This window comes from Pseudomonas sp. Marseille-Q5115 (assembly GCF_916618905.1).
GTDB classification, from domain to species: Bacteria; Pseudomonadota; Gammaproteobacteria; order Pseudomonadales; family Pseudomonadaceae; genus Aquipseudomonas; species Aquipseudomonas japonica_A.
On record NZ_CAKAKI010000001.1, the window covers coordinates 3,098,929 to 3,119,428 of the forward strand.

At 66.0% G+C, this 20,500-nt stretch carries 18 protein-coding genes and 1 pseudogene; 3 read left to right on the top strand and 16 right to left on the bottom strand.

The window, feature by feature from the left end:
- From LG385_RS25775 to LG385_RS14255, 4 genes and pseudogenes are all read right to left on the bottom strand, one after another.
- Window positions 1–1,996 (bottom strand): annotated as a pseudogene (locus tag LG385_RS25775) (DUF3488 and DUF4129 domain-containing transglutaminase family protein).
- A complete protein-coding gene (locus LG385_RS14245) occupies window positions 1,993–2,976 on the bottom strand; it encodes a DUF58 domain-containing protein (protein ID WP_225774838.1) in 984 nt (327 codons plus the stop codon). Before LG385_RS14245 ends, LG385_RS25775 begins: the two are co-directional and overlap by 4 nt.
- Window positions 2,946–3,863: an AAA family ATPase gene (locus LG385_RS14250; protein ID WP_225774839.1), complete on the bottom strand. Its 918-nt coding sequence runs from the start codon at window positions 3,861–3,863 to the stop codon at window positions 2,946–2,948. The genes LG385_RS14245 and LG385_RS14250 overlap by 31 nt, the downstream gene beginning before the upstream one ends.
- Window positions 3,864–3,944: 81 nt before the next feature.
- Window positions 3,945–4,223, bottom strand: coding sequence for a hypothetical protein (locus tag LG385_RS14255; RefSeq protein ID WP_181118935.1), 279 nt, complete (start codon window positions 4,221–4,223; stop codon window positions 3,945–3,947).
- Between the two features lie 155 nt (window positions 4,224–4,378).
- Between LG385_RS14255 and LG385_RS14260 the strand changes: the two genes are divergently transcribed.
- Window positions 4,379–5,470, top strand: a complete 1,092-nt coding sequence (locus LG385_RS14260; protein WP_225774840.1) for a patatin-like phospholipase family protein — start codon at window positions 4,379–4,381, stop codon at window positions 5,468–5,470.
- Here the strand turns inward: LG385_RS14260 and LG385_RS14265 are convergent.
- Genes LG385_RS14265 through kdpA form a run of 5 tightly spaced genes read right to left on the bottom strand, consistent with a single transcriptional unit; the run spans window position 5,452 to window position 13,187 of the window.
- Window positions 5,452–6,168, bottom strand: a complete 717-nt coding sequence (locus LG385_RS14265) for a response regulator (RefSeq protein ID WP_225774841.1) — start codon at window positions 6,166–6,168, stop codon at window positions 5,452–5,454. The two genes, LG385_RS14260 and LG385_RS14265, sit on opposite strands and share 19 nt — an antisense overlap.
- 2 nt (window positions 6,169–6,170) lie before the next feature.
- Window positions 6,171–8,816, bottom strand: coding sequence for a sensor histidine kinase (locus LG385_RS14270; protein WP_225776245.1), 2,646 nt, complete (start codon window positions 8,814–8,816; stop codon window positions 6,171–6,173).
- 32 nt (window positions 8,817–8,848) lie between these two features.
- Entirely contained in the window at window positions 8,849–9,415 is a 567-nt protein-coding gene (gene kdpC / locus LG385_RS14275) for a potassium-transporting ATPase subunit KdpC (RefSeq protein WP_225774842.1), read from the bottom strand.
- A 22-nt stretch (window positions 9,416–9,437) separates the two neighbouring features.
- Window positions 9,438–11,483: a potassium-transporting ATPase subunit KdpB gene (gene kdpB / locus LG385_RS14280; protein WP_225774843.1), complete on the bottom strand. Its 2,046-nt coding sequence runs from the start codon at window positions 11,481–11,483 to the stop codon at window positions 9,438–9,440.
- A gap of 9 nt (window positions 11,484–11,492) precedes the next feature.
- Complete coding sequence (gene kdpA, locus LG385_RS14285; protein ID WP_225774844.1) at window positions 11,493–13,187, bottom strand: potassium-transporting ATPase subunit KdpA; 1,695 nt, start codon at window positions 13,185–13,187, stop codon at window positions 11,493–11,495.
- A gap of 400 nt (window positions 13,188–13,587) precedes the next feature.
- Between kdpA and LG385_RS14290 the strand changes: the two genes are divergently transcribed.
- Together LG385_RS14290 and LG385_RS14295 are read left to right on the top strand one after the other, a co-directional pair.
- Window positions 13,588–14,352 carry a response regulator gene (locus tag LG385_RS14290; protein WP_318781400.1) on the top strand — a complete coding sequence of 255 codons (765 nt, stop codon included), beginning with the start codon at window positions 13,588–13,590 and terminating at the stop codon, window positions 14,350–14,352.
- Window positions 14,349–15,467, top strand: a complete 1,119-nt coding sequence (locus LG385_RS14295) for a sensor histidine kinase (RefSeq protein ID WP_225776246.1) — start codon at window positions 14,349–14,351, stop codon at window positions 15,465–15,467. The genes LG385_RS14290 and LG385_RS14295 overlap by 4 nt, the downstream gene beginning before the upstream one ends.
- Window positions 15,468–15,527: 60 nt before the next feature.
- Here the strand turns inward: LG385_RS14295 and LG385_RS14300 are convergent, their stop codons facing one another.
- From LG385_RS14300 to LG385_RS14330, 7 genes are all read right to left on the bottom strand, one after another.
- Window positions 15,528–16,568 (bottom strand): AI-2E family transporter, encoded by a 1,041-nt coding sequence (locus LG385_RS14300; RefSeq protein WP_225774845.1) that lies wholly within the window; start codon window positions 16,566–16,568, stop codon window positions 15,528–15,530.
- Window positions 16,565–17,410 (bottom strand): DUF4892 domain-containing protein, encoded by an 846-nt coding sequence (locus LG385_RS14305; RefSeq protein ID WP_225774846.1) that lies wholly within the window; start codon window positions 17,408–17,410, stop codon window positions 16,565–16,567. The genes LG385_RS14300 and LG385_RS14305 overlap by 4 nt, the downstream gene beginning before the upstream one ends.
- 49 nt (window positions 17,411–17,459) lie before the next feature.
- Complete coding sequence (locus tag LG385_RS14310) at window positions 17,460–18,314, bottom strand: alpha/beta fold hydrolase (RefSeq protein WP_225774847.1); 855 nt, start codon at window positions 18,312–18,314, stop codon at window positions 17,460–17,462.
- Window positions 18,311–19,105: an alpha/beta fold hydrolase gene (locus LG385_RS14315; RefSeq protein ID WP_225776247.1), complete on the bottom strand. Its 795-nt coding sequence runs from the start codon at window positions 19,103–19,105 to the stop codon at window positions 18,311–18,313. Before LG385_RS14315 ends, LG385_RS14310 begins: the two co-directional genes overlap by 4 nt.
- Window positions 19,106–19,200: 95 nt before the next feature.
- A complete protein-coding gene (locus LG385_RS14320) occupies window positions 19,201–19,656 on the bottom strand; it encodes a hotdog fold thioesterase (RefSeq protein ID WP_225774848.1) in 456 nt (151 codons plus the stop codon).
- Window positions 19,657–19,671: 15 nt separating this feature from the next.
- Window positions 19,672–20,145, bottom strand: a complete 474-nt coding sequence (gene sixA / locus LG385_RS14325; RefSeq protein ID WP_225774849.1) for a phosphohistidine phosphatase SixA — start codon at window positions 20,143–20,145, stop codon at window positions 19,672–19,674.
- Window positions 20,142–20,492, bottom strand: coding sequence for a DUF4389 domain-containing protein (locus LG385_RS14330; protein ID WP_181118928.1), 351 nt, complete (start codon window positions 20,490–20,492; stop codon window positions 20,142–20,144). The genes sixA and LG385_RS14330 overlap by 4 nt, the downstream gene beginning before the upstream one ends.
- Window positions 20,493–20,500 lie beyond the last annotated feature (8 nt).

Genomic DNA, 20,500 nt, shown 5'->3' on the forward strand with positions numbered 1-20,500 from the left:
TCAACTCCGATCATGTTGTGAGTGTCGCGGGCGCGGCAGTTGGCGCTTGAGTGCGCGCAGCGCGGCCAGGGCCTCTTGCTCGGCCAGCGGCTCGGCGCCATAGCGCTGTCGGCTGAAGGCTTGAGTAAAGGCTTGAATGTACGGCGCCTGTTCCGGTAGTACCTGGCTCGCGCGCGTGGCGAACACTTGAGGGCCCTCTGCTGGGGCGCGAACAAGGCCATGACGCCGCAGCGCTTTCTCGAAGGCCCGGTACTGACGTAACTGCGGATCGAGGCGTTGCTGCCAGGGCCGCAATATGGCCAGAGCCATGATCAATAGCGTAGCGCCCCCGCCGACCGGCAACAGCCAATCCACCGCACCGGCGAACCATTGGCTGAGCCACTGCCGCTGCTGGTTCTCCTGATAACCCAGCACCCAGCGCTCCCAGCCGTAGTTAAGGTTCTCCCAGCCAAGGCGCAGGTCGTTCAGCCAGGCGAAGTTGCGGTACCGCAGGGCTGAAAAGGGTGACGCCGCCAGGAACGGTTCATCGGCGGCCAGGGCCTCGGCCAGCCCGGCTTCCACCCGCTGCGGTGCCACGGCAGCGGTGGGGTCGGCGCTCGCCCAACCGGTGCCCGGCGCCCAATACTCCACCCAGGCATGAGCGTCGTATTGGCGCACGCTGAGGTAGTTGCCGCGCGGGTTGAATTCCCCGCCCTGGTAGCCAATCACGATGCGGGCTGGCACACCCATGCTTCGCAGAAGGAAGGTCAGCGCGCCGGCATAGTGCAGGCAAAAGCCCCGGCGCGTGTCAAAAATAAAGCCGTCGATGCTGTCGCTGCCCAGCGGGGACGGGCGCAGGGTGTAGTGGTAGTCCTGCTGATTGAATAACCGCAACACGGCCCGCACCCGCCGCGCGGTCCGCGGTGCTGGCGGCGAGGCTGGCGGCCAGCTCACGGCTGCGAGGGTTGCCACCTGCCGGCAGCGCGAGGGCCTGGCGACGGGCCGCCTCGCTGAGGCCGGGCTCGCGCACAGCTTGTGGCCAGCCACTGGCTTCATAGCTGTAGGTTTGGTCGATCACTCTCGGCCGTTGCCAGCGGAAGTCATACCCCTGGCGCGCGCCTGTCCCCTCCAGGCGGCCGGTGTCCAGCATGAATAGCCAAGGCTGGCCGCTGGCTTCTTCGATCACTCGATAACGGTACGCCGTCCCCTGGGGTTGCCAGGCAGCCGGCTGGCGCACCGCGCCGGGGTCACTTTGGGCCCAGCGGGTGCCATCGAAGCGGTCAAGGGTCAGCGCACGCCAGTACAGCGCCTGGCGCGGCGGTAGCGGGCCGTCGAATGCGGCGCGAAACGCCAGTTCCGCCGACTGGGCGAGCTCTGCGATGTCGCCGGGCGCAACCGTGTCGCTGAGCCCCGTGCGGGCGCGGTCACCCGGCATGGGCAGCGACCACAGCGGCCCCATGCGAGGGAAGAGCACGAACAGCACTACCAACAATGGCAACGCCTGGGCCAACATGCCGCCAGCCCGGCGCAGTGGCATCAGTACCGGCCCCGGGGGGCTTTCAAGCACAACAAGGGTGGCCAGTAACGCGCTCAGCGGCAGCAGGCTGTACAAGGCCCAGGCCAGGCTGGCGTCGAACAGGTACCCCACGCACAGGCAAAAGAAGCCCAGCATCACCACCACCCGTGCATCCCGCGTGGTGTTGACCTCCAGCAGCTTAAGCACCGAAGCGGCTACCAGCAGGGCCGCGGCGAACTCCAGCCCGATGACCGTGCCCACCGATACATATAGCCCAGCAACGGTTGCGCTCAGCAGCGCGCCCTTTACCAGCCACCCGGGGCTTGCCTTGCGCCGGCGGCTCAGCCATGCCCGCCAGAGGCTGCACCCCAGCCACAGCCCCAGCAGCCAGAGCGGGACGTTCAACCATAGCGGGACCATCACCAGCGCTTCGGCCCCCAGCAACCAGAGCAAGCCGGGCCAGGACAGCACCGGCGCCTTCACGGGCAGGCTGTGTTTCATGGTGCGGCCCCATAAAGTGCCAATGCCCGCAGGCTGGCTTCACGATGTGGTTCATCGGCGGCGGTGGCCAGGGCGGTGCCGGGCAGGCGTAACGAAAATGCCCGACCTTCGCGCGCCAGCTCCAGCACCCAATGGCACAACACAGACAAGCGCTCTTCGAGGGGCCCGTCGAGGGCGTCGAGGTCCAGCGCGGGATCGCGGCCGCGCACCTCGGCGAAGGCCTTGATCAGCAGGGCCTGGTTCTTTGAATAGGCCTTCCAGTGCAGCCGACGCCAGGAGTCCCCGGGGCGGTACTCTTGCAAGCCCTGAAAATCATCCACGCCGGTATCCAGCACATGCCAGCCGTGGTCTTCGGCATCGCTTGCCGGCCCGCTGCGTGGCGGCAGGGGCCCCGGCAAAGGCGCGGGATATACCAACGTGCGCTGGCCGAGGTCGACCCAGCTCCATGCCCGTATCAACCCCAGGGGAAAGCGGGTTTCCAGACGGATGCGTGGCGCGGATAACCAGCCACGGCGCTCTGTAGGCAGCGACAAGGTCAGCCGCTGGCCTTGCCCTGCGGGGATATCGCACCGCTGCAGGCGCGTGGCCGCCCAGCCCACCTGAATACCCAGGTGCTCGCGCCCGTGGCTTTGCAAGGCCAGCCCGAAATGCGCAGGCTCCCCGGCGAATACCGAGGCAGGCGGCTCACCGGACAGCTCCAGCCCACCCAGGTTGCGGTAGGTATGAAGGATGGCGACCACGAATAACCCGCCCAAGGTGAAGGCCAGGGCGTAGGCCATGCTGTTCTGGTAATTGATGGCGGCCAGCAGCACCAGCCCGACGGTGAGCAGGTAGCCGTACCCCGCCGAGCTGGGAAGGATGTAGATACGCCGGTGGTCGAGTGTGACACGAGGCGCCGCAGGCGACCTGCGCGCCTGCCATTGCGCCAGGCGCCCTCGCCAGCGCTCGATCACAGCGCCGGCACCTCGCTGAGCAACCATTGCACCAGCGCCCCGCCACTCTGCCCGCCTGGGTCGGCGCGCTCCCGCAAACGATGGCCGGCCACGGCAGGCAATACCGCCTGAATGTCTTCCGGCATCACAAAATCACGACGATCGAGCAGGGCCCAGGCGCGGGCCGCAGACAGCAACGCCAGGCTGCCCCGAGGTGATAGCCCCACGGCGAAGCGCGGCTGGGTGCGCGTAGCCTCGACGAGGCGCAGCACATAGTCCACCAGCGCCTCACTGACCTTGATCGCCTTGGCCCGGGCCTGCGCCTGGGCCAATTGCCCGTGGTCCAGCACCGGCGCCAGCCGCGGCAGCATGTCCCGGCGTGCTTCGCCCAGCAACAACGCCCGCTCCGCGGCATGGGCCGGGTAGCCCAGCGACAGGCGCATCAGAAAGCGGTCCAGCTGGGACTCGGGCAGCGGGAAGGTCCCGCCTTGGCTGCTGGGGTTTTGCGTGGCAATCACGAAAAAAGGCTGCGGCAAGGGGCGCGTGGCGCCTTCGATGGTGACCTGGCCTTCTTCCATCGCCTCCAGCAGCGCACTCTGGCTTTTGGGCGTGGCACGGTTGATTTCGTCGGCCAACACCAGCTCGGCAAAGATAGGCCCGGGATGGAAGGCGAACCGGCCGCTGTCCTTGTCGAACACCGAGGTGCCGAGAATGTCACCTGGCAGCAGGTCAGAGGTGAACTGAATGCGCTGAAAACTCAGCCCCAGCACCTTGGCCAGGGTGTGGCTGAGTGTGGTTTTGCCCATGCCGGGCAGGTCTTCGATCAACAGGTGACCATCGGCGATCAGGCAGGTCAGCGCGAGCCGGACCTGAGTGTGCTTGCCCAACAGTACTTCGTTGACGGCCCCCAGGCAGGCCTCCAGTGGATCAGCCATGGTCACCCCTCTCGCGTTGGCGGTATGGCGGCCCGAACGCGTACGTCAGCCAGGCAAGGAGGGATCAGCCCGCATTGGTGCTTAGCGGCCCGCCCTCGATTCACGAATATAGAACCGCGCTTTCTCGGCCTTGGTGCTACAGCCTTCGAACGCTTCGAACTGCTGCTGGGTCTTGGCGCCGGTCAACAGCGACAGTGCCTTGGAGTAGCTCACGGTCCCGGCAAACCCTTCGGCCTTGGCCAGGTCCAGTTCGTGCCAGGCGGCGTCGAGCTGGGTGGCGCAACTTTCGCGGTAGGCGGTCTTGGCGGCGCAGCCGGTCAACAGTACAGCGAGCAAAGGCAGACAGACCCAGGCTTTCATCGATTCGAACACTCCAGAATTCATGCAACGTGCAGATAAGACGGTGCGGCGGTTGAAAAGTGCCTGCCGCACGCGGGGCCGGCGGATTGTTCCTGGCCGACGAACGGTGCATTGTTAGCACATCGTCCGCGGGAAACCTATCCAAAGGGGGCTTGATGAAACAATCCGTGGCATTGGTACTGGGTTCGGGCGGCGCGCGGGGCTATGCGCACATCGGCGCCATCGAGGAAATCGAACGCCGCGGCTACGACATCAGCTGCATCGCCGGGTGCTCCATGGGTGCGGTGGTGGGCGGTATCTATGCGGCGGGCAAGCTGGAGGAGTACCGCCACTGGATCGAGCGCCTGGACTACCTCGACGTGCTGCGGCTGGTGGACGTGAGCTTCAGGATGGGGGCGATCCGCGGCGACAAGGTATTCGGGCAGATCCGCCGCATCGTGGGCGAGCTGAACATCGAAGACCTGCGCATTCCCTATACCGCCGTAGCGACCGACCTCACCCACCAGAAGGAAATCTGGTTCCAGGAGGGCTGCCTGCACCAGGCCATGCGCGCGTCGGCGGCCATCCCTAGCCTGTTCACGCCGGTAATGATGGGCAACCGCATGCTGGTGGACGGCGGGCTGCTCAACCCGCTGCCGATCGTCCCCGTGGTCGCCAGCCATTGCGACCTGGTGGTGGCGGTAAACCTCAACGGCGCGGGAACCTTGCCGTTCGAGATGCCAGTGATCGAACGTCCCCCGGCGTTCCGCAACCGTTTCGATCGCCTGCTCGATTCCCTGGGATCGCGCATGCCCCTGCGCCGTCGACAGGCTGAAGCGGTGCTGCAGATGGAGCGCAACGTACTGGCTCCGGTGAGCGCCTCGCCCGAGCCGTGGTTCACCGCAGGCCTGGCGGACGACCTGGCCGCCAGCCTTGCCGACAGCATGGGGGACCCGGTAATGGAAGCCCGCCCCAAGCGTCGCCGTAATCGGGCCGGCGCGGACGAAACCGTCCCCTCCTCGGCCACCGGCGCTGTGGTGGTCGACACCGTGAGCCCTGCGTCCTTGCTGGACCTGATCAACCAGAGTTTCGAGGTGATGCAAACCTCACTGTCACAGTACAAGATCGCCGGCTACCCACCCGATGTACTGATCGAGGTGCCCAAGCGTGTGTGCCGCTTCTTCGAGTTCTACAAGGCGCCCGAATTGATCGCCCTGGGCAGGCGTATGGCCAAGGACGCCTTCGACCGCTACGAAGGGAAGGCCTGATCGGCCGCCGTGGCCTCCAGCAGCCGATAGCCCACCCCGGGCTCGGTCTGGATGTAGCGCGGCCTGGCCGGGTCGTCGCCGAGTTTGTGGCGCAAATGGCCGATCACGATTCTCAGGTAATGGGTGTCCTCGGCATGTGACGGCCCCCAGATGTCGATCAGCAGCTGCCGTTGGGTGATGACCCGCCCCGGGTGCCGAGCCAGCTGTGCCAGCACTGCGTACTCTTTTCGCGTGAGGCTCAGCGACGTGCCGGCAAGGGTTACCCGGCGCCCGGCCAGGTCCACATTGAGCTCGCCAAGCCGTACCGTCGCCGCCTCGCCTTGCCCGGGCGTGGCCTGACGCAGCAAGGCCCTCACCCGCGCCAGAAACTCCTGGATGCCGAACGGCTTGGTCACATAGTCGTTGGCGCCCGCGTCCAGCGCTTGCACCTTCTGCGCCTCGCTTGCCCGTACCGACAGTACCAGCACGGGGGTTTGCGTCCATTCGCGCAGTTGCGCCAGCACGGCCTGGCCGTCCATGTCCGGCAGGCCCAGGTCCAGCACGATCAGGTCGGGGCGGCCCAGCGCAGCCTGCTCGAGGCCTTGGGCGCCGGTTTCGGCTTCCAGCACTTTGTAACTTTGGGCGCCCAGCGCAATACGCAGGAATTTACGGATCTGTGGCTCGTCATCCACGATCAGCACAGTGGCAAGGTCGGGCATGTTCAGGGTTCGCTGTGCGGGCCAGGTGGCGGGTGAAGCGGCAAGCATAGGGCGATGCGGGTACCCTGGCCACCCTCGGCATCGCTTACCAGTACCTGCCCCCCGTGGGCGCCTACCATGCCCTGGCAGATAGCCAACCCCAGGCCCGTGCCCTGGCCGCCACGGTCCCCCCGGGCGGCGGTGTAGAACATGTCGAAGATCCGCTCACGCTCTTCGGGGGGAATGCCAGGCCCCTGGTCGCTCACCGTCAGGCATAGCCGGTCATTGTCCTGAAGGGCTTCGATGAGGATGCGCCCGCCTGACGGAGAAAACCGCGCGGCGTTTTCCAGCACATTGATCAAGGCCTGCTCTATGAGCGCCGGATGTACCCACAGCAGTGGCAGCGCCGCTGGGGCCACCACATCGACCGCGAACGGCGCCAGTACCGAGCGCAAGCGCTGCAGCGCCGCTCCGATCAGCTCGTCGGCCGCGATCCAGTCCCTGGCGAGCGTCAGCGCGCCATGGCCGAGGCGGGTCATGTCCAGCAGGTTCTGGATATAGCGGTCCAGACGCTCGCATTCCAGCCGAGTGGTCTCCAGCAGCTCGGCGCTGTCCGCAGGGGACAGCACCTCCCCCAACGATTGCAAGCTTTCGATGCTGCCGCGCATGACCGTGAGCGGTGTGCGCAGGTCATGGGAAACGGATGCCAGCAGGGCGCTTCGCAGTTGCTCGGTTTCGCCGTGCAGCCGCGCCGCTTCCAGTTCCTCGGCCAGCCGGGCGCGGGCCAGCGCCTGAGCCAGAGGCTGTGCAAGAGCCATGGCCAACTGGCGCCGTTGCCGGCTGATAGTCCCACCCTCGACAGCGGCCAACCCCACCACGCCGAGGGTGCGGCCGTCGGCTACCAGCGGCCACCACCACCAGCGGCTGCCGGGCAGGGTTCCACTGCCCTCACCTGCGGCCTGGCTGTGCTGCCAAGCCCAGTCGGCCGCCGCGCGCTCCGTGGCGCTGAGGTTTACCGATAGATCACCACTGGCCTGCAAGGCGTTATCAGCGCCACGCTCCAGCAGGCAGGCGCGAACGTCGGCCCAGCGCGCCAGATGCCCAGTGGCCGCGGCCGAAACGGCCTGATGATCGCTGGCAGCCGCCAGCCCCCGGGAGAAGTCCAGCAACTCGGCGGTTTCCGCCTGGGCTTCGCGCAGCGCCTGCAATTGTCGGCGCTGGCGCCCCGCGAGCTGCCCGGTCAAGGTCGCCATGACCAGGAAGAACAGCAGCGTGAGCACATCCTCCCCGCGCTGGATCATCAGCGAATAGCGCGGCGCGATGAACAACAGGTCATACATCACGAACGAAGCCACGGCGCACACCAAGGCCGGGCCGGTGGCGCTACGTACGGCTATCAACAGCACAGCCGTGAGGAAGATGAGCGATACGTTAGGTAACGCCAGCCAACCGGCTACGCCATAGGCCAGCACGCTGGCCACGGCGGCGGCCAGGATCGCCAGCAGGTAAGGCCCTGCCGGCTGAGGGTTCAGCGGTGTACGCGTGTTGCTGGCAGGTAAGGCCTGATCCCGCTCCAGCACGCTGATTTCGAGACCAGGGGCATCCTGCAATAACCGCATAGCGACACCTTGCCGCCAACGGCGCCGCGCCGTGGATTGCCCCACCAGCAGCAGGCTGGCGTGGCGCTCATGGGCATGTTCCAGAAGCGTGCGAGCGGGGTCGGCGCCACGCAATACCACAACCTCGCCGCCCAACCGCTCAGCGAGTTGCTGGGCCAAGGCCAATCGTTGCCGGCAGGCTTCGTCCTTCGGTTTGCCGTCTTCCACATGCACCATGCTCCAGGGCAAGTGTCGCCGCTGGGCAACCAGGCTGGCATGGCGGATCAGGCGCTCGGCCTGGTTGTCTGCTGCAACGCCTACCAGCAAGCGGCCGCGCAGGCGTGCAGTACGTAGCGGTTGGCCACCGCCCTCGCGGTCGAGGGCGGCATCCACCTGCGCGGCCGCGGTTTGCAACGCCAGCTCACGCAGGGCGGCCAGATGGTGGGGCGTGAAAAACGCTTCGATGGCCGCCCTGGCCTGCTCGGGCACGTACACCTTGCCCTCGCGCAGCCGCTCCAGCAGATCATGCGGCGGCAGGTCGATCAGCACCAGTTCGCTGGCGGTCAGCACCAGCCAGTCCGGGACGGTCTCGCGCACCCGCACGCCAGTGATTGCGCGTACCCGGTCGTTGAGGCTTTCCAGGTGCTGAACGTTCACCGTGGTGTACACATCGATGCCGGCCGCCAGCAGCTCCTGCACATCCTGCCAGCGCTTGGCGTGGCGGCTACCCGGTGCGTTGTCGTGGGCCAGTTCGTCGATCAATGCCAGTTGCGGCCGGGCCTGCAGCAGGGCGTCGAGGTCCAGCGCTTCCAGCCAGCGGTCGCGGTACTGCACCTTACGCAGCGGCTGCCGGGGCAAACCGGTCAGCAGCGCTTCGGTTTGCGCCCGGCCATGAGTGACCACCACCCCGGCGACCACGTTCACACCCTGGCGCTGCCGGGCCTGGGCCGCCTGCAGCATGGCGTAGGTTTTACCCACGCCAGCGGCGGCGCCCAGGAACACTTTCAAGCGCCCCCGGCCAGGCTCCGGGAGCGCAGCCAGCAAGGCGTCCGCGCGGGCGGCATCGCTAATGGTCATGGCTGCACTTCATAACGGGGCGGCGCTCACGGCTGTCGGGAAGGCGACGTTAACCTATCCAGCGCCAGGTTCAAGGCCAACACGTTCACCACCGGTGGGCCGAACACGGGCTGGCGGACCTGATCCGCCACCAGCGCCTGCACAGCGTCTTGCGCCACGCCCCGGGCGCGAGCCACCGCAGGCACCTGATACAACACAGAGGCGGGTGGCAGGTCCGGGTCCAAGCCGCTGGCAGACGTGGTCAGCAAGGCCAGCGGCACCGGGCCAGCCAAAGGGTCATGCAAGGCCTTGGCGGCATCGGCAACGCGTGAAGCCAGCGCCGGATTGGTGGCCGCCAGGTTACTGGCCGAACTGGAAACAGTCGCAAAATCCCCTGCCGACGGCCGAGGCTGGAACCAGCCGGCCCCCTCGAACTTTTGCCCCAGCAGCGCGGAGCCGCGCACCTGGCCCTGGCTATCGCGCACCAGGCTTCCCTGCGCCTGAGGCGCAAAAGCGAGCTGGGCCACTGCGGTCACCAGCAGTGGGTAGGCCACACCGGTAAGTGCAGTCATGATCAATAACAAGCCCACGGCGGGGCGTACGAACGACAACATGGCAAACTCTCCAGATAGCGGGTTACACCAGGCCCAGCCCGGTGAGGCACAGGTCGATCAGCTTGATGCCCACGAACGGCACCACCAGCCCGCCCAGGCCATAGATCAACAGGTTGCGACGCAGCAGGTGCGCCGCGCTGCGGGCTTGTACCCGCACCCCTCGAAGCGCCAGCGGCACCAGCACGATGATGATCAGGGCGTTGAAGACGATGGCGGACAGGATCGCGCTCTGCGGGCTGGCCAGGTGCATGATGTTGAGCACGTTCAACTGCGGGTAGATGCCAGCGAACAGCGCCGGCAGGATGGCGAAGTATTTGGCTACGTCGTTGGCGACCGAAAAGGTCGTCAGCGCACCGCGGGTGACCAGCAGCTCCTTGCCCACCCGCACCACATCCAGCAGCTTGGTGGGGTCACTGTCCAGGTCCACCATGTTCGCCGCTTCGCGCGCTGCCTGGGTGCCTTCGTTCATGGCCACCCCCACATCGGCCTGGGCCAGTGCCGGGGCATCATTGGCCCCATCACCGCACATGGCCACCAGCCTGCCCTGCTCCTGCTCGGCCCGGATGCGTTCAAGCTTCCTCAGCGGCGTCGCTTCTGCGATCACGTCATCCACCCCGGCCTCGGCGGCAATGGCGGCGGCAGTCAGCGGGTTGTCGCCCGTCACCATCACGGTGCGGATACCCAGCGCGCGCAGGGACGCAAAGCGCTCACGAATACCGGGCTTTACCACGTCCGTGAGCTCGATCACGCCCAGCAGGTTGTTGTCCCTGCTCACCAGCAGCGGCGTACCACCACGTTGAGCAATGCGATCGACTTCCCGGGCTATGGGCGCAGCGAGCTCGCTACGGGTGCTGCCGACGAAGGCCAGCAAAGCATCCACCGCGCCCTTGCGATAGCGCATGCCGTTGAGGTCCATGCCCGAGAGCCGGGTTTCGGCGCTGAACGGCACACCTGTACCGCCTTCTGCCACCGGCGGCTGGCCACCCACAAACTGAAGGATGGACTTGCCCTCGGCCGTGCTGTCGGCCAGTGAGGCAAACGCAGCGGCGGCAGCCAGGGCGTCCCGGCTTACGCCGGGTGCGGGCAAGAGGGCAGTACAGCGACGGTTACCGAAGGTGATGGTGCCAGTCTTGTCCAGCAGCAGCACCTGCACATCGCCCGCCGCCTCCACGGCCCGGCCGGACTTGGCAATCACATTCAGGCGCACCAGGCGGTCCATGCCGGCAATGCCGATGGCCGACAGCAGCCCGCCGATGGTGGTGGGAATGAGCGTGACCAACAGCGCCAGCAGGTACACCGCTGGCAGGTCCCCGCCTGCATACAGCGCGAAGGGCTGCAGGCTGGCAACCACCATCACGAAAATGAGCGTGAGGCCGATCAGCAGGCTGTCCAGAGCAATCTCGTTGGGGGTCTTCTGGCGACGGGCGCCCTCGACCAGAGCGATCATGCGGTCTACCGTGGATTCACCCGGGTTGCTGGACACCCTCACCAGCAGCCAGTCCGAAACCACCCGGGTGTTACCGGTCACCGCCGAGCGGTCACCGCCCGATTCCCGGATCACCGGTGCCGATTCCCCGGTGATCGCGGCTTCGTCTACTGCGGCAATACCATCGATGACTTCGCCGTCGGCCGGGATCATTTCCCCGGCTTCCACCCTCACAATGTCACCCACGCGCAATACGCCGGCGGGCACGGGCTGGAAGGCACCGGCAGCATCCTGGCGGCGGGCCAGCAAACCCTGGCTACCGCTGCGCAGGCTATCGGCCCGGGCACGTCCGCGGCCTTCGGCGAGGGCCTCGGCAAAGTTGGCGAACAACACGGTAAACCACAGCCAAAGCGCCAGTTGAGCGCCAAGGCTGGCGCTTACCGCCGCGTTCGGCAGCAGGCACAGTACGGTGGTGGCCACGGCAGTGAGCGCAACCACCAGCATCACCGGGGCACGACGTAGCTGGCGTGGGTCGAGCTTTAGAAAAGCCTGGCCCAGGGCAGGCAGCCAGAGCCCTTTGAGGTGAGTGCTCGCGACCGGCTGCGCTGCAGCCACCGCGGCGGTTTCAAGCGGCATATTCATGGCAGGTTCTCAAAAGGCGTGGGTGAGTTGGTCGGCGATCGGCCCCAGCGCGAGCGCAGGGAGGAAGGTCAACCCACCCACCAGCAGGATGGTGAGGGTAAGCAGGGTGACGAACAGCGGGCCGTGGGTGGGGAAACTGTCTATGCCAACCGGCGCGGGCTTCTTCGCTGCCAGGCAACCGGCCAGGGCAATCACCGGCACGATGTAACCGAAGCGCCCTACCAGCATGGCCGCGGCCAACAGCAAGTTATGGACGGCAGTGTTGGCGCTGAAGCCGCCGAACGCCGAACCGTTGTTGGCCGCGGCCGACACGTAGCCATACAACAGCTCGCTGAAACCGTGGGCGCCTGGGTTGGCCAGCGCGGCGGGCGTGCCTGGAAGCAAGGCCGCGACGGCCGCAGGCACTAACGCCGCCAGCGGCATCACCAGCAAACTGACCACCAGCAGGCGCACTTCGCGGGCCTGGAGTTTCTTGCCCAGGTATTGCGGCGTGCGGCCGATCATCAAGCCCGCGAGGAACACAGCGGTGAGTACGAACAGCAGCATGCCGTAGAGGCCGGCGCCCACTCCGCCGAAAATCACTTCGCCCAGCATCATGTTCACCATCGCCACCATCCCGCTCAGGGGGTTGAGGCTGTCATGCATACCGTTCACCGACCCGTTCGAAGCGGCCGTAGTGACCACAGCCCATAGCGTGGTCGCCGTGGTGCCGAACCGGGCTTCCTTGCCCTCGAGCGAGGGCTCTGTGGTTGCCAGTTGGGATAGCAGCTGCGGGTTGGGTTGGTATTCGGCCCATAGCGCCACGCCGGTGCCAAGCGCTAGCAAGATCAGCATCGTGGCCAGAATCGCCCGGCTTTGGCGCAGGTCTTTCACGTAATGGCCAAACATGAACACCAGCGCGGCGGGAATGTTCAAGATCGCCGCCAGCTCGAACAGGTTGCTCAAAGCCGTGGGGTTCTCGAACGGGTGCGCGGAGTTCACGCCGAAAAACCCACCGCCATTGGTGCCCAATTGCTTGATGGCGATCTGGCTGGCGACCGGGCCGAGCGGAATAAGCTGTTCGGCGCCCTGCACGGTGAGCGCGGGTACATAGTTGGAGAAGGTTTGTGGCACGCCCTGCCACACCAGCACCAGGGCGAACACCAGGCACAGGGGCAGCAGGCCATAGAGCGTGGCGCGGGTGAGGTCCACCCAGAAGTTGCCGACGGTCGCCGAGTTGCGCCGGGCGATCCCGCGACACAGCGCGGCCAGCACGGCCAGGCCCGTGGCGGCGCTTACGAAGTTCTGCACGGTAAGCCCGGCCATCTGGCTCAGGTAGCTGAGCGAGGCCTCGCCGCTGTAGGCCTGCCAGTTGGTATTGGTGACAAAGCTTACCGCTGTGTTGAATGCCAGCGTCCACTCCAGCCCCGGCAGCTGCTGCGGGTTGAGCGGCAATGCCCCTTGCAGCATCAACAGTCCGAACAGCAACGCCAGGCCGGCCAGGTTGAACGCGATCACCGAGCCCAGGTAGGCCTGCCACCCCTGCTGGCGTGTGGGGTCGATCGCCACCAGCCGATAACAGGTTCGCTCGACGGGGTCCAGCAGCCGCCCCAACGTGGTGGGCTCGCCTTCCATGATCCGATAGTAGAAGCGCCCCAGCCAGGGCGCCGGGCCCAACACCAACAGCGCCACGCCCAGGATGAGCCAATAGTCATAACTGTGCATAATGGCGCTCCCGGTGGCTTGCCCATCCCCGCTCGCGGCACGAGCACCCTGCTCTCCCGTCCATCTGATAATTCCTTCGCCAATGTGTGATCGAGGTGATCATTGTCGGGCGCCATGCCGTAAAGGAACGAGGCCGAGGGCCCTGCCCCCGCGTAAAATCGCCGTAAAGTTTGGCTTGCGTCCGGCTACCGACCGGTGGCGTTCAGCGGGTTTGTATCGGGGCCGATACATTGAAGAAACCGAGGCGACACGCAGCGCCCCTAAGCTGCCGCCACCCCGCACAAGCTCTGCACTGATTCCGCTTCGGCCGCGCTTTGGTCCGTATTGGCCGACCCTTGGCGAGCGCCTGCGCGGCCCTTCCAGCTATCGCCGTTCAACCTGGCCCGAGACGATCCCCGAAATGAACACACCCCTGAGCCCCGCCCCCGGCCGAGACAAGTTGAGTGCCATGGATGACGAAAAGCGCTGGAACACCCGCGCCCTGATCGTTGACGACGATGTGCCGATTCGGGAACTGCTGATCGACTACCTTGCCCGCTTCGGCATCCTGGGATTTGGCGTAAGTGATGGCGAAGCCATGCGCCAGGCCATGAAACATGAGGCCTTCGATGTGGTGGTGCTGGACCTGATGCTGCCAGGCGAAGACGGCCTGTCCCTGTGCCGGCACCTGCGGGCGGAATCGGACATTCCGATCCTGATGCTCACCGCCCGCTGCGAGCCTACCGACCGCATCATCGGGCTGGAGCTGGGGGCCGATGACTACATGGCCAAGCCCTTCGAGCCCCGCGAGCTGGTGGCACGCATTCAAACCGTATTGCGCCGCGTGCGTGACGACCGTACCGAGCAACGCGGCAACGTGCGCTTCGACAACTGGCGGCTGAACAGTGTGCTGCGCCAGCTCACCTCGGCCGAAGGCCTGGTGGTACCGCTATCCAATGCCGAATTCCGTTTGCTGTGGGTATTCCTCGAGCGGCCACGCCGCGTGCTCAGCCGTGAGCAGCTGCTGGACGCCGCGCGCGGGCGCTCCATCGAAGCGTTCGATCGCAGCATCGATTTGCTGGTGTCGCGCCTGCGGCAAAAGCTGGGCGACGATCCCAAGGCGCCTCAGCTGATCAAGACCGTTCGCGGCGAGGGCTACCTGTTCGACGCACGGGAAATCGGCTGATGAGCAAGGCCGATACGCTGTTCGCGAGGCTGTTCGGCGTCTCGGTGATTGCCATCATCCTGGCCCATCTCCTGGCGGTGATGTGGTTCCACTACTACGGCTTCCCCGGGCCACCCCCCGGCGGGCCGCATCCGCCTGCGCCGATGACGCAGCAACAGCCGCGGCCAGCGCCCGGCGCAATGGCGGAGCAACCGCCGCGGCCTGAAGAACTCGGCGGCCCCGGCCCTGGCGGCCCGGAACCCTTCGAACCCCCTCACGAGCGGCGATTCTTCGAAGGGCCCGTGGTGCCACTGACGTTCCAGATCATCATGCTGGTGATCGCAGCGTGGTGGGGCGCGCGTTGGCTGTCGCGGCCGATCCGCCGTTTCAGCGAAGCAGCCGAGCGGCTCAGCGAAAACCTCGACAGCCCGCCCATGGAAGAGACAGGCCCTGTCGAAGCGCGAAAGGCGGCGCATACGTTCAACCAGATGCAGCAACGCATCCGCGAACAGGTGCAGCAACGTGCTCGTATGCTGGGCGCCGTGTCCCACGACCTGCGCACGCCGCTGTCGCGGCTCAAGCTGCGGCTGGAGCAGATCGATGACGAAAAACTGCAAACCCAGATGCGCCAGGACCTGGACGATATGATCGGGATGCTGGACGCCACCCTGACGTACCTTCACGAGCGGCGCACCAGCGAAGTGCTGCAGTGGTATGACGTTCAGGCGCTGGTGGAGTCGCTGTGCGAGAACGCCCAGGACAACGGCTTGCCGGCAGATTCACGAGGCACATGCGCCCCTTTGCGGACCCAGCCAATGGCCTTGCGTTCCTGCCTGAGCAACCTTCTGGATAACGCACTCAGGTACGGCGGGCACACGCTGGTAGAACTGATCGATAGCCCTGGGCATGTGGTCATCCGGGTGATCGACCATGGCCCGGGGATCAGCGCCGAGAAGCGCGAAGCCGTGTTCGAGCCCTTCTTCCGGTTGGAAGGGTCGCGCAACCGCAACTCCGGCGGCGTAGGCCTGGGCATGACCATCGCCCGGGAAGCCGCGCAGCGGCTGGGGGGCAGCCTGGCGCTGGACGAAACGCCGGGCGGTGGCCTTACGGCCGTGGTTCGTTTGCCACGGGATTGATAGCGGCGGCGATACAGGGGCACACACCTGGCAGCCCCTGACCTGCCGCTACGCGCCCAATCAGGTAGCCACAGGCTCCTTTGCCCAATCAGTCATCAGCCGGTAGCCAACCGCCAGCAAGGTGGGCCCGAGGAACAGGCCGATAAAGCCGAACGCCAACAGCCCACCAAACACCCCCAGCAGTACGATCACAAGCGGCAGGTCGCCGCCGCGGCTGATCAGGTAGGGCTTGAGCACGTTGTCCACGCCGCTGATCACGAAGGTGCCCCACAGGCCCAGGAACACCGCCATGCCGTAGTGCTCCTGCCACACCAGCCAGCCCACGGCAGGTATCCAGGCCAGCGGCGGCCCCATTGGAATGAGGCTGAGCAGGAAGGTGCCAATGGCCAGCACCAGCGCGCCAGGTACGCCGGCGATCATGAACCCGATCAGCGCCAGCAGCGCCTGGGCGGCCGCAGTACCGATCACGCCGTTGACGACCCGCTGCACGGTGTCTGCCACGAGGTCCAGATAATACTTTCCACGCTCCCCCATCAGGCGCTCCAGCAGGCGCAGCACGAATGCCGAGATGCGCGGCCCGTCGCGGTAGAAGAAAAAGGTAAAAACCAAAGCCAGAGCGAGCTCGACGAGGCCGCTGCCCAGGCGCGCGCTGCGGCCCAGCAGCCAGTTGCCCACTTGCCCCAGGTGCGGCCGCAGCCCTTGGAAAAACGCCGCGCCCTGGGCATCCATGGTTGCCCACAAGCGCCCCAGCCGGTCGCCCACCAACGGCACGTTGGCCACCCAATCCGGCGGTGGTGGCAACCCCTCAAGCTGAACGTCGCGGACGAACGCCGTGGCGTCGCGTACGTGGTCCGCCAGGTTGAAGCCCAGCCACACCAGCGGCAGCAATACCAGCAGTATCCAGACACCCGTGAGGATTGCCGCCGCCAGGGTGGGCCGGCCACCCAGGGCAGCGGTGAGCCGGCGCATCAGCGGCCAGCTGGCGTAGGTCAGGATCGCCCCCCATAACAGCGCCGAAACAAAAGGCAGCATCACCCAGATGCACGCCACCAGCATCAGCAGCAAGGCAATCTGCATCAACAACCGATCGGTGCTGATCATCGAACAATCTCCATCTTCAACCCCTGGCCTGCTGTGTCTCCGACACTGAGGCGACTCGCCCGCACCCCCGAGCCCGCCAGAGCAGCTACCCACTGATCCGCCGCAGCCCCGCTCAGGCGAAGGCGCAACGCGCTGTCGAAGCTGAGCACACGCGCCAGCAGCGCGACCCAGTCCGCAGCCGGCGGTGGCACCAGTTCAGGGAAAGACACCTCTCCAGCCTCTCGCAATTCGCGCAACACAGTGCCAGGGGTAGGCAGCACCTGCCCCAAGGGAGCACTCGGCGCAAAGGTTTCGACATGCAAGGCAACCCGGCGGTTGCCGCGCAGTACACAGTAGACCGCAATCAGGGTATCGGCGCCCTCACGTGCCTGGCGAACGAGCAGGAACCCCTGCTGGTCATCACTGCCAAGCAGCCGGGTATTGGCGAGAATGTCATTGGACCAGAGGTTGCTTTCGCCACACTCGCGGCCTTCGCACCAGAACAGCGCCCGGTTGCCTTCGCCCTGAAGCGCCAGCCGCGCGACCTTGAACACGTCTGCGGCGTTACGCTCTGCGGGCAGTTCCCAGGTTGCCGAGGCGAGTTCGCCATGGGCCTGCAGGCGGCCATCCATGCGCAACGCCCCGCCGATCCGCCGAAGCGCGCCAAGCGGATACAAGCGCTCGGCGGCCTCAGGGCCTCGCTGGTCCAGCAACTGCCCGTCTTCAGGCTGAAGGGCGGTTACCGCGCTGGGCGCGACATCGGCCTGGGCAGTAACCGCGCACAAGAGCAGGCTGGGCAACCACAGCAAGCGGCGCCCGTCGAGGGCGCGGGCGAAGGCGAGACGGATAGAAGGAAACGGCATTGAGGACTCCCTGTTAACCGGGCAAGGGTCGGCAGTCCATGCCATCAAGTCAAGGCGGGGTAAAGAAACGATTGATACAGGCTGCTACAAGGTCAGCCCCCGCGTCATCATCAAGGTGCAAATGATGCCCCCCTGGCAAACGGACCCGCTCGAACGGCAGGCGTTCCAGTAAATCTCCAAGCCCGGCCAGCAGCCCCGCCTCGGCCAGCATCAAAAGGGTGGGGCATTCGATACGCAGCACCATCTCCATGGCCTGTGCGCGCTCCAGCCGCACCGGCGTGGTCAGGGTAAGGCGGTTGTCGCTGCGCCAGGTGAAACCACCTTCCACCGGTTGCAAGCCGCGCTCTACCAACAGCCGAGCGGCGCTTTCAGTGACCGGCAACCCGCTCAGGCTGCGTGCGCGCACTGCCTGATCGACGCTGGCATAGAACGGTTTGCGCCGGGTGCCGTGCGCCAGTTGCTCACGCAGGGCCTTGCCCAGCCGCTGCGCGGGATGGCCGGGAGCGCTTTCGGGGGGAACCACACCTTCGATCAACACCAGCCGCTCCACCCGCTCAGGCATAGCAGCGGCCAGCTGTGCGGCCACGATCGCGCCCATGGAATGGCCGATCAGCGAGAAGCGTTCCCAGCCCAGCTGGTCGGCCACTTGCAATACATCCCGGGCGTACTCCCAATGAGGGTACAACCCGCCGGCAGGGCGATGTTCAGACAGCCCGTGGCCGGCCAGGTCCAGTGCCAGCACGCGCAAACCCGGCAGGCGAGGCATCAGGCGAGCGAAGGAACTGGCGTTGTCCAGCCAGCCATGCAGGGCGATTACCGGCGTGCCGTCTTCCGGCCCGTGGAGCCTGCCCGCCAGCGTGATATGGGGCAGGCGCAGATGTACTTCTTCAAATATCCCTGTCATGCGGCTTCGGCCTTCCAGCGGCGCAATACTGCGCGGATCAGTTCAGCGGTCTCCAGGGGCCGCTCCAGCGGAAACATATGCCCGCCAGGCACCAGGTGGAACTCTCCTCGCGGAAGCCGGCGGGCATTGCGGGCGTGGTGGCGCAGCACTACGCGGCTTGCCTCGCCGCCGATAACGGCTAACGGAAGTGCCAGGCGGCTTGGCCGACCCGGGCTTACGTGAGGCACGCTACGGTAGATGCGGATTTCCGTATCAGGATCGAAGGCAAGCCGCAGCCCCTCCCCGTCCGGCTTGAGCCCATGCTGAAGATACGCCTGAAGGCAATCGGGGTCGAAACTGCGAAACAACGCCTTGCTACGAAAATACGCCAACGCGCTCTCTCGATCGCTGAAACGCTCCCGGCGCCCCAGCGTGCGCCCTGCGGGGGTGATCCGATCGATCAGGCCGAAGTGCTTGGCGGCGCGGATCAGCCACTGGTCACTGCTACCCAGCAGCGGCGAATCCAGCATGATCACGCCCCGATAACGGCCGGGTTGGCGCAGCGCCGCGTGCAGATGCAGCACCCCGCCCAGCGAATGGCCTACCCCCCACACCGGCTCGGGCTCGCCTTCCAGATGGTGCAGCAGTTCGTCTACCAGGGCGGCCCAGTTGTCCTCCACCGGAAAGCGCGGATCGTGCCCGTGCTGCTGGAGGTGCTTGACGGTGAACTCGGGCGCCAGCGCCGAAAACAACTTGCCGTAGGTGGCTGAAGGGAAGCCATTGGCATGGGCAAAGAATAGCGTTTCCGGCATGGGCGCAGGCTCGGTGGGCGGATGACCCGCCGATTGTGGCCAGCCCGTGCCCTGGCCGACAACGCGCGAATCGGCCATCGGCAAGGGCGTACAGGTCACCCTTGGGTTTGCCCCGCCGGTGGCACCTGACCCAGCGGCACCACCGCCACCGTGAGCCGTGAGATGCAGCTGGGCTTGCCCTGCTCGTCCACCAGGCGAATGTCCCACACATGAGTGGTGCGGCCGATGTGCACCGGCCGGGCCGTGGCGGTGACCCTGCCGCTGCGTACGCCTCGCAGATGGTTTGCGTTCACTTCCAGCCCCACGCAATAAAAGCGGCTGGTGTCCACGCACAGCATGCTGGCCATGGAGCCAACGCTTTCGGCCAGCACCACCGAGGCGCCGCCGTGCAGCAGGCCGAAAGGCTGATGGGTGCGTGCGTCCACCGCCATGCTGGCGGTCACGAAATCTTCGCCGATGGCTTCGAAACGAATATCCAGCAGCTCGCCAATGGTGTTTTTCTGGCGGGCGTTGAGGGCGTCCAAGTCAGGAACTGTTTGCCACAGGCTCATGGGTGAAGGTCCTTGTCAGTGACTATGGCGCAGGCTGCGCAGGGTCATCAGGCCAGCCAGGGGCGCGGGGCCTTCCAGCCGGGCCAGGCTTGCCGTGCCCATGGCGTGCACGCTTGCGCGCTCGCCTCGGTCCAGCAAGCCAAGCAGCATGCCTACCAAAGGCTGGTGGCTTACCAGCAACACTTGGTCCAGGCCAAGGCGGTCGAGCTCGGCCACTACGCGGTCAGGGTCGCTGTCAGGCGTAAGCCAATCCACCGTTTCCAGCGCCACACTCTGGCCCAATGCAGTCTGCACCAGCCGAGCAGTTTCCTGAGCGCGGGTGTAGGGGCTTGCAAGAATTTTCTGCAACGGCTCGGCCATCAGGTGGGCGGCGCTGCGCAGCACTTCCTCGCGGCCGGTGCGGGTAAGCGCCCGTGCCGGGTCCGGGGCGGTGTTGGCCGCTTCACCATGGCGCAGGATCCATACGGTTTTCAGACGGGCTTCGCTCACAGATGAGGCTCCCGGTCACGCACATCGGTAGGCGCAGGCGGCACCGAATGCGGCACCTCGCCTTCGGCCGGCCGCGCGGCTGGCCACTCGGAGAACGGCCAGGGCTTGCGCTCGCTGTGAAAACAGCCAAAACGGCCAATGTCGGCCATGTATTGGCTGAGGCTGTCGCCGAAGCTCATCAGGCCCGCGTTCGGTGCGCTATAGATAAGGCGGTACAGCAGCTGCAGCAGCACAACGGCACCAAGCACCAGTTGGGCAACCTGCCAGACCAACAGGAACAGCAGCATCCACACGATGCGCAGGGCAATGGATTCCTGCTCGGGCTGGAAACGGGGGGGCGTAGTCATGGTAAGTC

What these genes read in the sequence shown, in the direction of transcription:
- LG385_RS14245 (WP_225774838.1), bottom strand. Translation starts at nt 2,976, where the DNA reads ATGGTTGCTCAGCGAGGTGCCGGCGCTGTGATCGAGCGCTGGCGAGGG.
- LG385_RS14250 (WP_225774839.1), bottom strand. Translation starts at nt 3,863, where the DNA reads ATGGCTGATCCACTGGAGGCCTGCCTGGGGGCCGTCAACGAAGTACTG.
- LG385_RS14255 (WP_181118935.1), bottom strand. Translation starts at nt 4,223, where the DNA reads ATGAAAGCCTGGGTCTGTCTGCCTTTGCTCGCTGTACTGTTGACCGGC.
- LG385_RS14260 (WP_225774840.1), top strand. Translation starts at nt 4,379, where the DNA reads ATGAAACAATCCGTGGCATTGGTACTGGGTTCGGGCGGCGCGCGGGGC.
- LG385_RS14265 (WP_225774841.1), bottom strand. Translation starts at nt 6,168, where the DNA reads ATGCCCGACCTTGCCACTGTGCTGATCGTGGATGACGAGCCACAGATC.
- kdpC (WP_225774842.1), bottom strand. Translation starts at nt 9,415, where the DNA reads ATGTTGTCGTTCGTACGCCCCGCCGTGGGCTTGTTATTGATCATGACT.
- kdpB (WP_225774843.1), bottom strand. Translation starts at nt 11,483, where the DNA reads ATGAATATGCCGCTTGAAACCGCCGCGGTGGCTGCAGCGCAGCCGGTC.
- kdpA (WP_225774844.1), bottom strand. Translation starts at nt 13,187, where the DNA reads ATGCACAGTTATGACTATTGGCTCATCCTGGGCGTGGCGCTGTTGGTG.
- LG385_RS14290 (WP_318781400.1), top strand. Translation starts at nt 13,588, where the DNA reads ATGAACACACCCCTGAGCCCCGCCCCCGGCCGAGACAAGTTGAGTGCC.
- LG385_RS14300 (WP_225774845.1), bottom strand. Translation starts at nt 16,568, where the DNA reads ATGATCAGCACCGATCGGTTGTTGATGCAGATTGCCTTGCTGCTGATG.
- LG385_RS14305 (WP_225774846.1), bottom strand. Translation starts at nt 17,410, where the DNA reads ATGCCGTTTCCTTCTATCCGTCTCGCCTTCGCCCGCGCCCTCGACGGG.
- LG385_RS14310 (WP_225774847.1), bottom strand. Translation starts at nt 18,314, where the DNA reads ATGACAGGGATATTTGAAGAAGTACATCTGCGCCTGCCCCATATCACG.
- LG385_RS14315 (WP_225776247.1), bottom strand. Translation starts at nt 19,105, where the DNA reads ATGCCGGAAACGCTATTCTTTGCCCATGCCAATGGCTTCCCTTCAGCC.
- LG385_RS14320 (WP_225774848.1), bottom strand. Translation starts at nt 19,656, where the DNA reads ATGAGCCTGTGGCAAACAGTTCCTGACTTGGACGCCCTCAACGCCCGC.
- LG385_RS14330 (WP_181118928.1), bottom strand. Translation starts at nt 20,492, where the DNA reads ATGACTACGCCCCCCCGTTTCCAGCCCGAGCAGGAATCCATTGCCCTG.